The sequence below is a fragment of the Pseudoalteromonas sp. KG3 genome (genome assembly GCF_030436385.1).
Classification (GTDB): domain Bacteria; phylum Pseudomonadota; class Gammaproteobacteria; order Enterobacterales; family Alteromonadaceae; genus Pseudoalteromonas; species Pseudoalteromonas prydzensis.
In genome coordinates this window covers 1,946,916-1,959,776 of record NZ_CP098523.1, presented here as the reverse complement: position 1 = coordinate 1,959,776, position 12,861 = coordinate 1,946,916, and the positions used below count along the sequence as shown (strand labels likewise).

Below are 12,861 nucleotides of genomic sequence, written 5' to 3'. Positions count from 1 at the left end.
TCAAGTTGCGTAATTTATTAAACAAAAAATTTTTATCGTGAGGATAAGTAATTGGATATAGATTTATTGAAAACCTTTGTCGAAGTAGTGCGTACTCGCCACTTTGGCAAAGCAGCAGAAAACCTTTATATTACACAGTCTGCGGTGAGTTTTCGTATTCGTCAACTAGAACAAGGGTTAGGGGTTAATTTATTTATCCGCCAACGCAATAATATCCAATTGACCGCCCCCGGCGAGCGCTTGTTACCCCACGCACAAATGATTATAACCGGAATGCAAAGAGCAAAAGTTGATGTTGCGCTTGCAGATAATATGCACAAGCAAATTTGCCTAGCAGGCACCCCAAATGTTTGGGATGCATTTTTGCAGTTCGGTATTACTAATATTGTCTCTGCGATGCCGGGTGTGTCACTTGTGGCTGAAGTTAAGGCTCAACAAGAAAGCACTCGTTTATTACTAGAGCGTACATTAGATCTTGCTGTGCTGTTCGACCCTCCGAAGGTTGATGAACTTGTTGTTAAGCGAATATGTGAATTACCAATCATTCCTGTTAGTGCCTTTGAAGCTGCAAATAGTGAGAACTTTTTCGATAATCAGTATGTGTATGTTGATTGGGGAACGTCCTTTTCGTTATGGCATGCACGTGAGTTTAATGGTCACGCACCTCCTTATTTTAGAACCAGTACAGGGCGTATAGCACTCGATTTAATTTTAAAATGCGGCGGCAGTGCGTTTATTCCTCAGTTGCTTGTTTGGGAGCAATTAAAGGCAGGTGAGCTTTATCATGTTGAAGATGTGGCCCACACATCCCGGGATGTGTTTGTTGCATATCATAGAGACAATGAACAAACCCCACTACTGGAAAAATTGGTCAACCTCCTGATGGAGCTAAAAATAAGTTATAAGTAGTTCCTGTTGAATATAAAAGTGTCCTTATAGCCAGTTACTATTTGGTAACTGGCTATATAAATCCCTTCGTCATCTAAAAAATAGATAATTCATACTACTAACACCTCTTTGTTATTCGCACTGTCTAGTTTGTTAACGCGACGTTTTGCTATAAGGAGAAGGCCAACGGCTAGTAGCAGCAACCAGGTTAATGGTGTGTAGCTGTACACAGGTGTAGCAAATTTGCTGCTAAATTGAGGAATATCCGCAAGATTCGTGAGCGTTGGCTTTGCGCTACAACCATCACATGGTGCAAAGTCTCCTCTTTGATTAGCTTTGGCAATCTCGTTGGCAAAGAAACGTTGTAGTGCATGATGATGAGCTTCAACTTCGCTCATAAAAGCGTGATGACGCGTCAAACCGTTTCCAGCTAAATCTACCAATAGTGTTTGGACAATAAGCGCAGGGGAAAGATACTGTAGTTTTTGGGCGCTTTGTTGTTGTGCTTGCTGCGCGTTTAAAAAGCGTGCATCTTGAACTTCCATTGCGCGTTCAACAGAGTTTATTGTTGCAATTTTTTTGGTGGCGTAATCACTGGCGCCACTGCCATTTTTTGCAAGCTCTGGGTGGTCTTGAAAATACTGAGCTAAGGTTTTTTCACTCGCTTTTTGAGCGTCATCGCTGGCTGCTCGAAGACTATCTATATAGTGAATACGTGAAGGCGTTGGGTCGAGTAAAGCAATGCTTGTATTGACCAAAGCTGGAACAACAATCACCAAAGCGAGCCAACAGGTAACGAGAGTCGCAGCATTGTTTGCGGCACTTTTGGCCCGGCTATTAATCCAAGCTGTTAAAGCAATCCAAAACCCAGAATAACACAGTACAATAAGGTTATAGCTCAGTAGTTCAGTAACACCTATTTGGTCTCTTATGATAACCAAAAGTAGACTACTTATGAGTAGAAATGGCATTAGAATCAACGCACTTCGTAGTAGTAATTGGTAGGTGAGTAGATGCGTGGCACTGCCACCTTGAAGCATTAGTAGCCTTAACTGTCCGCCTTGGCGTTCACTCGCTAAAGCATTAAAACAAATGCTAATTATGAGCAATGGCAGTAAATAGATCACCACAAAGCTTAAATCGAACTGACCAAGTAACAGTGAAAGCGGGTGGACATAATCATATTGATGAACAATATGCTGCTTTTCTTTAATCAGCATTTTAAAATAATACGGTAATACATCAGCTTGTCCCGTTGCGATAGGAGCCGTTGCGAGCGGAGTTTTGGTAGCGTAATTTTGCATCAAGTAAAAAGCTTGTCCGCGTAGGTCGTACGGGTCTTCCCACCATTTATGATTTTCGGTACTCGCGAGCCTCTCGGGTAATCCTGTTTTAGCATTTTGAATTGTTTGTTGCTGCATTTGTTGGGCAGCAAGTACTATGTCGCGCTGCTTATTAGTAAAATAATGGGCATTAAAGAATGCCACGAGTGCAAGCACGCTGGTGGTAAGAAAAAGTGTGAGTACGAGTTTCTCTCGCCATAGGTTTTTAAGCTCAGTAGCTAATATTAGGCGCTTCATCTTTGTTCCTCTAAACGTAGCTTTTTAATTGCAAATAAACTAAGTAGCACCAGTACAATTAGCCAAAAGCCAAGACTTATGAGGCTAATAACGTAGTGAGGCAGGTAGTGAGCAAAACGTGGGTATTGGTATGAAAACTTAGGGATCTGCTGCCATAGCTCTTTTCCTGCGGAGTAATGTCCCTCAGCCTTATGACCATGATCTCTTTGATTAAAGTTAAGGACTTCTTGCATAAGACGACGATGTTGCTCTGCTGCATTTTCAAAAGATTGCTGGTGGCTAAAATCAGTGGCTGCGGTCGCCATCGAGAGTGTTTGTACTGCGATAAAGGGAGTTAACAACCCTGCCAACTGGTAGCTTTGTGACTGTGCTTCAAGCTGTTCTAAACGGGCTTTAAATAAGCGATCAAATATTTTGTCGGCGTATTGTTCACCAAATTGGAGTTGTGCTCCTGCATAATCGAAGGGTAAATCAGCTACTTGGCTGACGCCATACTGGGCGAGTGTTTGCTGCTTAAATTTTTCAATCGCATCGAGGCGTGCATCGGTATAAACCTCGCTTTCAAGTTTTGCCTGAAACGTTTGACCAGACCCTTGAGGATGCAAGGTGGTTGCAATATTCATTGCAAGTTTTGGCATTAATAATGTTGTGAATGCCCAAATAGTAAGTAATGTAATTAATGCGCGTCGTGCCGTAGGAAGTAGGCTAGAGAGTGTCGTAGTGATCAATGACCAAAGTAATAGATAAATTAAATAAGAGAGTAAAAATAGAGCACTTCTTAGCGTATAAGGCGCCTCGTTTGCAGTTTGGCTATAAAGTAAAAAAAGTGCAACAGGTAGCAAGAACAGGCATGAAAGTGTGAAAAGCAAAGCACATTTAGCAAAAAACAACTTTGCAGGGCTTGCACCTGCTGCAAGTAGTTGTTTTAAAGTGCCTTGCTCACGCTCCCGTGCAAGTAATGGGTAGCCAATTAAAATGATCAATAAGGGTAATAATACTTGCAACACGAAGGCGGGTGATAAGCTCCCAAAGCGCGACAATGGCAAGTTATCTTGTGCGCTTCTAAATAAGCTATCGTTACGAATGTGCGCCTCTAACCTCAATACATTTCCTTGGTAAGCTTGTAATCCATCATCGAGTGCTGCCAGTGGCGTGGTAGGCTTAACGACATAAATGCCGTAATGAGCTGCAGAGTGGGGGCCTTTCTCACCTTGGTTCAGCCAGCGTAATTGCTCTGATTGAGATACCTCGTTTACGGCTTGCTGATAGCCTTGATGGCTCTTAAAACCAGTCACACAAGCCAGTAATAATAACAAAACAGCAATGCCACTCAGCCAGAGTACTTGACCTTGCCGCTTAGTATCGAGCCATTCTTTTTTAAAAGTACTTTGTAACATTAGGCGTCCACCTTGATATGTTTAAGGTATACAGATTCAAGTTGGACTTCTTTTAATTGTTCGAAAAGTAACGTGTCGACTAATTGCCCTTGATTAATAATTGCAACGCGATGCGCATCCTCTTGAGCACGGTATAAGTCGTGGGTCGCCATTAAAATTGCGACACCTTGCTTCGCTAGCGATTGTATGAGTTGACTAAACTCATGGCTGGCTGATGGATCAAGGCCTGAAGTTGGTTCATCTAAAATCAATGCTTTAGCTTTTTTTGCAAGTGCTATAGCGATCCCTACTTTTTGTCTCATTCCCTTTGAATAGGTTACAACGGACTTATCTACAGCATGGCTTGGTAGTTTTACTTCTGCGAGTAGGGCACGAAATTCGTCATCGGTTTTTTCGATGCTCGCCACTTTGCTGAAATAGGCGAGATTCTCAAGTCCAGTAAGGCGAGGGTAGAGAGCCACTTGCTCGGGAATATACGCTAAATGCTGCCTTGCTGTTACGACATCGAGTTGTGGGTTTACCCCTGCAATGCTGATTTCACCTGCATCAGGTTGTAAAAAACCTAACAGGCAATTAATGGTGGTTGTTTTTCCTGCGCCATTAGGACCGAGCAGCGCTAAAATCTCTCCTTGATGTACGGCCAAGCTTAAACCTTGAAGGGCTTGATATTCTCCAAAGCGCTTTTGTAAGTTATTAATTTGAATAATGGGTGTGGTCATGATTTATCCTTAAAAGCTGACGCTTAATGATGCAATAAGTGTCCGGCCGCGACCTGGCGCGACGCCCCAATCTATGCCTTTAGCACCGCCAGACAGCCAGTATTCTTTATCAAATAGGTTTTCGGCCTTAATTCGCAGTGTGGTGTTAAAATCACTAAAGTGATATTTGGCACCTAAATCAAAGCGTGTATAAGCCGGAAGGTTCAAATTGTTATTAACATTTTGTTCCCGTTCACCCACATGAAACATGCCTGCATTTACACTTAGGTTTTCTAAGAAAGGTAGTTGATAATCTAAAAATAAATTTGCTTGGAATTTAGGTACATTTGCAGGACGGTTACCATTGAGTGCGGGTTCACCATCAAGTTCATCCAAACTAGGGTCCATAAATGTTATCGAAGCAACTGTCGATAGGCCTTTAATAAACGAGCCGCTGGCATTAAGTTCGATACCTTTATGAGATTGAGTCCCATCTTGTACAAAGTAATTGGTGATGTGGTTATGATATTCCAGCATTTTTTCAATTTCGAATACTGCAACGGAATAGTTCATTGAGTCAGTTTGGTATTTTATACCGGCTTCTATTTGTTCACTTTCTTGTGGCCCTAACGATTCGCCCTCATTAATTGCTCCACTGCCAATTACTGCTACGCCACCTTCTCCAGCACCTTCAGAGTAACTGGCATAAAAAGCGAGTTGATCGTTCGGGTTATAATTTAAGCCAATGATAGGTGTGCTGAAGGTGCGATTATCTAATGTTGATTTAGCTTGGTTTGGTGCGGTCTGATCTTTTTTATATTGAATATGACGCAGCCCTAGAGTCGCATAAAATACATCATTAAAATGCAGGGTATCGGTAATGAAAAATGAGCTTTCGGTTGTGTCTGTTGTTGTTGGGTCGGGGTATTCTGGGAATTCAGGTTTACTTACATGTGTAGGGCTAAATATGTTACCAACAGGATTGTCTAACTCAAACCAGCGACCATCTTTAGATTGGTAGTCACGAATACTTGCGCCAATAACGAGTTCATGTTCAATACCTGCAGTAACAAGTTGCCCTGTAAAGAAGCTATGGGCAGAAACCGTATCATAGGTTTCATCTGGCGTGACTTGAATACTTGCTGATAGAACATTTCCTTCTAAGTCAACTGAATATATATCAGGAAAAATAGTGAATCTGTCATTCCCAGAAAGTGCGACTTGGTTAACCCACTGCCAATTATCATTGAGCCAAAAATCCACTCGCGCCGCTATATTGAAGGACTCGGTTTTATATCTTGCCCAAGGTTGGCCAAGTAATATTTCACTCGTGTCTACATAAGGAGGGAGCACGGAATGGCTATCATCATTTGGGTCACGCGCTAAACCTATAAGTGGTTGTGATACAGTGCTTTTGTCTTGATAGTCGCCATCTAAGCGAATAAAAATACGGTCAGACAGTTGCCAGTCTAGAGCTGCGCTGAAAAAGTGCCTTTCTAGATCGTCACCACCGGTAAAGTCGCCATTTTTTTCTACTGCGGCATTGATACGATAGCCAAAAGTTTGCTCACTATCTAAGGGGCCACCAAAATCTACATGAATATAACGGCCCGCACGACTACGAAATTCTGTCGTGATATCTAAAAAGGAGTCCATCGTTGGGCGCTTCGTTACATAGTTAATCGTACCGCCAGGATTATTAAAACCTGAGACCAAACTTGATGGGCCTTTAATAATATCGATTCGTTGAATATTCTCCAGTGGAACATCCTGATAAGGAGCAAGAGCGAGCCCATCTCGTCTTAGACCATTTGTCCAATCGAGTTGAAAGCCCCTCAGGCTGACAAAATCAAATACTGTGCCGATAGCCGTATTTTGTACAGATGCATCATTAGCAAGCACTTCGCTCAAAGTTTTTACTCTTTGATTCGTTATTAACTCTTCAGAAAAAGATTGAATAGAAATAGGTAAAAACTGAGGATCTTTGATCCCTAGTGCCGAGGCATTTACATCTCGGGTACTATAAAGTGGTGTACGCGTACCTTGAACTTCAAGTTTTTCAATAGATTGAGTTGCAAATGATTGCATTGAAAATAAACCAGTAAGAACACTTACTGTTAGAGCAGACCTTTTCATTTTTTTCCAACCTGAATTTAAGTAGTGTAAGTAATTATTGCTTTTAAATGTTATAACATAGCGAATATAACATGTTTGAATTTTAATTGGAAGTGATAATAGTTATCATTTTGTTGTGTTTGTTTTTTTATTTTGAGAATGGGGATAATAAAAAATGAGCGCTTATTATGGCTGGCGGAGATCACCTTTACTAGCAAGTATTAAGTGAGCAAAGCATATTATTAGTTATTTTATGTGTTGTTATATTGTTACATTTTTTGGTATAAAGTTAATGTAAATAAATGTAAATGAAGCTGTAATATAGCAAAATATTTATTTTTGTTTAAACTAATCGTATTGCTTCTATAATGAACTGACCATGTGTTTATAAGTTGTGGTGCAGTACAGTTTTAATAAGTCCAACATATACTACAGACTGTCTAACTTTATAACCAACGCATGTTCTTAAAAATATACTTTAATTACAAAAATAATTACTTTTTATGAATATAAATTGACGTTTTTGTTTCAGTTGTCATCTTTCTGTCATTTTTCACTGGCACACTGCGCTCAATCAAACACGAGTATGTGTTTTTCGTTGCGATTATTGAGGAAACGACATGAAATTTGCAAAGTCTAGCTTATTCCTAGCTTTATTTGGTGGTTTATCTTTTTCGGCATTTGCGGATGTACATGTGTACGGTAAAGCAAATGTAACCGTGCAGTCCTCAGATGATGGCGATGAATCGTTTACAGAGGTTAAGAGTAATGCTTCTCGTATCGGGTTCAAAGGCTCAGAAAAGCTGCGTGAAGGCTTGGAAGCTGTTTACAAATTTGAATTTCAGGTCAATGTATCAGATGACTCAAAAGATACTTTTACTTCTCGTAATCAATATGTTGGTTTGCAAGGCAGCTTTGGGCAACTCGTTATTGGTCGCAATGATACCGCTTTGAAGCAATCTCAAGGGAAGTTGGACTTATTTAACGACCTTGAAGGTGATATAAAAAATCTATTTAAAGGTGATATAAAAAATCTATTTAAAGGTGATAACCGCTTAAGTGATACGGTTACCTATTCTTCGAATGACTTTAATGGTTTAAAAGTGCTTGCAACTTATGTTGCCGAAAAAGACAGTGAAGGAGAGAATGGTTATTCATTAGCTCTTACATACGGAGATTCGGGTCTTAAAAAAAGCAAACTTTATGCATCTATTGCAGCTGATAGCGAAGTAAATGGGTATGATGTCATCCGCGCAAGTCTTCAAGGTAAAGTGGCTGATATTAAATTAGGCGCTATGTATCAAAAGCAAGAAAAAGTTGATGGGACTGGTGAAGCTGATGGCTATTTAGTCAATGCGGCATATACTTTGAATAGCAATACGTTCAAATTACAGTATCAAACGATTGATTTTAAAGATGGTGATAACAACTCTGCGATCTCAGTAGGTGTTGATCACTCATTGAGCAAAAACACCACGTTATTTGCCTTCTATACTAATTTTGATATGGACAGCAATGTTGATCAAGATTACTTAGGTGTTGGCATGGAATACAAGTTTTAGTCTTGAGACTATTGAAAAAGCCTTACTTCTTACAGTAAGGCTGTTTACTATTAAGCTTGTGCATACACTGATTTACCCGCAAGCCAGCGATTGATAAGTTGTTCTACTTGTTCAGGGTACTGGCGGAGCATTTGTAGTGCGATAGGTCTGACTAAGTTGAGTGTGTGTTTATCTCTGGTTAAGTCAGCAATTTTAAATTCCGCTAAACCTGTTTGTTTAGTGCCGAGCACTTCACCTGGACCACGAATTTCTAAATCGCGTTCAGCAACTACAAAACCGTCATTGCTATCTCTTAGCACAGCTAAACGTTTTTGTGCCGTATGAGACAAGGGGGCGTGGTATAAAAGCACACAATGGGATGCGATTGCACCACGACCAACTCGGCCACGTAACTGATGTAATTGTGCAAGGCCAAGCCGTTCAGGATTCTCAATGATGATCAAACTGGCATTCGGCACATCAACCCCGACTTCAATAACCGTTGTCGCCACTAATATATGAATTTTTCCAGCTTTGAACTCGCTCATAATAGCTTGCTTTTCTGCTGCTTTCATACGGCCATGAACTAATCCTATAGTTAACTCAGGCAGTGCATGAGTTAACTGCAGTGCGCTATCTTCTGCTGCTTGGCATTGCAATGCTTCCGATTCATCAATTAAGGTGCATACCCAATAAACTTGGCGGCCTTGCTCGGTACAGGCTGTTTTTACGCGCGCAATAATTTCATCACGACGGGTATCAGGTAGTGCAATGGTTTTAATTGGGGTACGTCCGGGTGGCAACTCATCAATCACGGAGGTTTCTAAATCGGCATAGGCAGTCATTGCCAAGGTGCGTGGTATTGGCGTGGCTGTCATTACTAATTGGTGTGGGTAGCAATCATTAAAGCGGCCTTTTTCTCGCAGTGATAAGCGCTGGTGAACGCCAAACCGGTGTTGCTCATCGATGATGACTAATACTAAGTTGTTAAACACCACTTGCTCTTGAAATAATGCATGGGTGCCAACAATCATTTGCGCTTCACCTGAGGCTATTTTCTCAAGTGTAGCACTGCGTTCTTTGCCTTTGGTTTTGCCACCTAGCCAAGCTGTAGTGATGCCTAAAGCTTGAAACCAATTTTCGAAGGTAATGCCGTGCTGCTCTGATAAAATCTCTGTGGGGGCCATTAACGCGACTTGATAGCCTTGTGCGATAGCCGTTAGGGCACTCAAAGCGGCAACTAATGTTTTACCTGAGCCTACATCCCCCTGGACTAAGCGCATCATCGGATAGGGGTGTTGTAAATCAGCTTTAATTTCGGCAACCACTTTACTTTGCGCATTGGTGGGAGCAAAAGGCAGTTGTGCTAAAAACTTACTTTCTAATTGGTTGATTGGATCCAGTGCCACGGCTTTTACTTGTTGCCCTTGTTGGCGTAATTTTAATAGGCTGAGGTTTTGCGCTAGCAGCTCTTCAAATACTAGGCGTTGTTGTGCAGGATGCAGGCCTTGCTCAAGGGCACTTAAATCAACGTCATTGGCTGGACGGTGTAGTAATAAAAGTGCGTGAGTTAAATCCATACCGGCATGTTGAAATTGCGCTGGTAATAGCTCTTCAACTTGATATTTATTCAGTAATTCAATTGCTTGATCACTTAAAGCCCGAATAGAGAGTTGCTTTAAACCTTCTGTTGTTGGATAAACTGGCGTTAGCGTGGTTGCTGTTGGTTGTTCACTCGGTGTATCGCAAAGGCTGTATTCTGGGTGAGTCATTTCAAAGCCCACTCTGCCACGGCGTATTTCACCAAAACAGCGAATCACCTTACCAGTACTCATGGCATTTTTTTGTGCTGCGCTGAAGTTAAAAAACCGCAATGTTAGCCTGCCAGTACCATCGTTTACCTGACACACCAGCATACGCCGCTTACCAAAAGTGATCTGACTGGTTTCTATGCTTGCTTCAATCGTCACATGGCTATGCACCGCTAAATCACAGATATTATAAACTCGGGTGCGATCTTCATAACGCAGCGGTAAATGAAAGAGCATATCTTGTACTGTGCTGATCCCCAGCTTTTTAAGGCGCTCAGCCATTTTTGGGCCAACGCCTTTGAGATCAGTGATTGGATAGCGGCTTAAAGCTGGCTTTGACAAAATAGGCTCAAATCATTAATTTTTAGATGGTTTTTAGTTTACGTGTGAACGCTTTAGTCATCAAGCATGTTTTAACCGCTGCCAAAATGCTTCATCCGCAATGATCTCACCATTGTCATCAAGTATTGGGTAAGGCAATGATTTTTCTTTACACTTTTGCGCAATGATCGGGTGGCAGCCTTCAAATAACATCTTATGCTTTATAGTTTCGTCAAGCATAGTTCGTTGGTATAAACCTGCTTTAAGGCGCTGGTTTTGTGCTTCAAATAAAATTAATGCCGCTGCTACAGACACATTAAGTGACTGCGCCATGCCTTGCATCGGAATAATGATATTTTTATCCGCGTGGGCGAGTGCTTGCGCTGAGATGCCGGTTTTTTCTTGGCCGACAATAATCGCTGTAGGTAGCGTGTAATCAATCTCGCGATAGTCAACAGCATCAGGACTTAAGTTAGTGGCAAGCACTTGTACTTTTGGGTTGTGCTGGCGCATCATCGCCACCGCACTATCAATATCTTTATGTAGATGAGTGGCTATCCAGTTTTTACTGCCGCCGGAGGTGTTATTGGTTAGCCACTTTTGATTTTCTGGCCATACCGCATGCACATGATGGCAACCCACTGCATCTGCACTACGGACAATAGCAGACAAGTTATGGTGTTTATGCACATCTTCTAAGCACACGGTTAAATCGGTTTGACGGCGATCGAGTATGTGTTTTATACGATGGTAGCGAGTAGTTTCCATTTTTAGCCTTGTCTGAACTCATAAAATTGCCGCTATTATACGGGAATTAGTGAGCTAAGGCATTACTGAGCGGCTAATTGGGTTTTGCAGTGATATTAGCGTTTCGGTTGATTGTATTGCTTCGATTGCTTGAATTTTATTGATCAGTACATCTTGTAAATGATCAATTGAACGCGTCATTACCTTAATAAAAATACTGTAGTTACCGGTTGTGTAATAAGCCTCTACAACTTCTTCAAGCTCCTTTAAATGCAATAAGGTTTGTGGGTAGTCACGGGCATTATTAAGGTTTATGCCAATAAAACAGCAGACGTCATAGCCCAGTTGTTTGGCATTAATGCTTACTTGGGTACCGGTGATGATCCCTGCTTGTTTCATTTTCTCAACGCGAACATGAATAGTGCCTGCACTAACAGCGAAACGTTTGGCTAATTCTGCATAGGCAATACGGGCATTATCCATTAAAGCGTGAAGGATCTGTTTATCGAGATTATCGATTTGATAATTTTCCATATAAATAAAGCGTCATAATTATTGAATCTTTATTTTTTATACCATTAAATTGATTTAATTAATATATTAAAGCTCTTTTTGTTGTTGGTTATTGAATTAAATTGCTAAATGCTTGAGGATTGCTTTAACGACATGGTTGCTGCAGCGCAATCATGCACTTTTAGCAAGTAACAATAACTGGGAATGAGGCCAATTATTATGAGTTCACAATTTATGCAGCAACAGCAGCAAATTAGCAAAGTGAAACAGTATTTTTCACAGCAATTAGAGCAACAATTAGGGTTAATTGAAGTGCAAGCCCCAATTTTGGCTAAAGTAGGTGATGGTATTCAAGATAACCTAAGTGGCACTGAAAATGCGGTTGCGGTAAATGTTAAAACCATTCCAGGTAGCCAATTTGAAGTGGTTCACTCACTGGCGAAATGGAAACGTAAAACTTTGGCAGATCACGGTTTTGCAATTGGCGAAGGTTTATATACGCATATGAAAGCATTGCGTCCGGATGAAGAGTCATTAAGCCCGATACACTCTGTGTATGTTGATCAGTGGGATTGGGAAAAAGTAATTTGTGCCAGTACAGAACGATCTTTAGACAAGTTAAAAGAAACAGTACGCGCTTTGTATAAAAGCTTAAAAGCAACTGAGCAGTTTGTTGCTGATGAATTTGCTATCAGCCCTTTTTTACCTGCTGAAATTACCTTTGTGCACAGTGAGCAACTACGTCAAATGTATCCGGATTTTACCGCTAAGCAGCGCGAAAAAGCCATTACTCAAGAATATGGTGCGGTGTTTCTAATTGGTATTGGTGGCGCATTGGCAGATGGTAAAATTCATGATGTACGCGCGCCAGATTATGACGATTGGTCAACCCAAACCTGCGAGCAGTACAGTGGCTTAAATGGCGATATTTTATTATGGAACCCAGTGCTTGAAGATGCATTCGAAATATCGTCAATGGGTATTCGTGTATCACCCGAGGCATTAGTGGCCCAGCTAGCAATTACTGGTGATGAAGGGCGTTTAGAGTTTGATTGGCACAAACAATTGCTTGCTAAAGAGTTGCCACAAACAATCGGCGGTGGTATTGGTCAGTCACGTTTGGCTATGTTGTTATTGCAAAAATCGCATATAGGCCAAGTACAAGTAGGCGTGTGGCCTGCAGAGTTAAAACAGCAAGTGGCTGGTATTTTATAACGTAGACGAGAAATAGAGACTATCAGCTGTTAGTC

The 12,861-nt window shown here is 41.2% G+C and carries 10 protein-coding genes; 3 read left to right on the top strand and 7 right to left on the bottom strand.

The genetic code is table 11. The features are described 5' to 3' along the window. Window positions 1-51: 51 nt before the first annotated feature. Window positions 52-909, top strand: a complete 858-nt coding sequence (locus tag NDQ71_RS09235; protein WP_192542753.1) for a LysR family transcriptional regulator — start codon at window positions 52-54, stop codon at window positions 907-909. An 89-nt stretch (window positions 910-998) separates the two neighbouring features. Here the strand turns inward: NDQ71_RS09235 and NDQ71_RS09230 are convergent, their stop codons facing one another. From NDQ71_RS09230 to NDQ71_RS09215, 4 genes are read right to left on the bottom strand one after another with little or no spacing between them, the layout of a single operon-like run. After that, on the bottom strand, window positions 999-2,468 hold the full coding sequence (locus tag NDQ71_RS09230; protein ID WP_192542752.1) for a DUF3526 domain-containing protein: 1,470 nt from the start codon (window positions 2,466-2,468) through the stop codon (window positions 999-1,001). Beyond that, a complete protein-coding gene (locus NDQ71_RS09225; protein ID WP_192542751.1) occupies window positions 2,465-3,865 on the bottom strand; it encodes a DUF3526 domain-containing protein in 1,401 nt (466 codons plus the stop codon). The genes NDQ71_RS09230 and NDQ71_RS09225 overlap by 4 nt, the downstream gene beginning before the upstream one ends. Continuing rightward, on the bottom strand, window positions 3,865-4,584 hold the full coding sequence (locus NDQ71_RS09220; RefSeq protein WP_192542750.1) for an ABC transporter ATP-binding protein: 720 nt from the start codon (window positions 4,582-4,584) through the stop codon (window positions 3,865-3,867). The genes NDQ71_RS09225 and NDQ71_RS09220 overlap by 1 nt, the downstream gene beginning before the upstream one ends. Window positions 4,585-4,593: 9 nt before the next feature. Then, window positions 4,594-6,699 carry a TonB-dependent siderophore receptor gene (locus tag NDQ71_RS09215; protein ID WP_192542749.1) on the bottom strand — a complete coding sequence of 702 codons (2,106 nt, stop codon included), beginning with the start codon at window positions 6,697-6,699 and terminating at the stop codon, window positions 4,594-4,596. Between the two features lie 599 nt (window positions 6,700-7,298). On the opposite strand from NDQ71_RS09215, the gene NDQ71_RS09210 reads away from it, so the two are divergent. Continuing rightward, window positions 7,299-8,240, top strand: coding sequence for a porin (locus NDQ71_RS09210; protein WP_301562637.1), 942 nt, complete (start codon window positions 7,299-7,301; stop codon window positions 8,238-8,240). 50 nt (window positions 8,241-8,290) lie between these two features. Here NDQ71_RS09210 and recG read toward each other — a convergent pair whose 3' ends face one another. The 3 genes from recG to asnC are packed head-to-tail and all read right to left on the bottom strand — an operon-like array spanning window position 8,291 to window position 11,632. Then, window positions 8,291-10,372 carry an ATP-dependent DNA helicase RecG gene (gene recG, locus NDQ71_RS09205; protein WP_301562636.1) on the bottom strand — a complete coding sequence of 694 codons (2,082 nt, stop codon included), beginning with the start codon at window positions 10,370-10,372 and terminating at the stop codon, window positions 8,291-8,293. 60 nt (window positions 10,373-10,432) lie between these two features. Further along, window positions 10,433-11,119 (bottom strand): tRNA (guanosine(18)-2'-O)-methyltransferase TrmH, encoded by a 687-nt coding sequence (gene trmH / locus NDQ71_RS09200; protein ID WP_064667917.1) that lies wholly within the window; start codon window positions 11,117-11,119, stop codon window positions 10,433-10,435. A gap of 54 nt (window positions 11,120-11,173) precedes the next feature. Then, window positions 11,174-11,632 (bottom strand): transcriptional regulator AsnC, encoded by a 459-nt coding sequence (gene asnC, locus NDQ71_RS09195; RefSeq protein ID WP_064667918.1) that lies wholly within the window; start codon window positions 11,630-11,632, stop codon window positions 11,174-11,176. 198 nt (window positions 11,633-11,830) lie between these two features. Here asnC and asnA point away from each other — a divergent pair, with 198 nt between their 5' ends. Next, window positions 11,831-12,826, top strand: a complete 996-nt coding sequence (gene asnA / locus NDQ71_RS09190; protein ID WP_192542745.1) for an aspartate--ammonia ligase — start codon at window positions 11,831-11,833, stop codon at window positions 12,824-12,826. Window positions 12,827-12,861 lie beyond the last annotated feature (35 nt).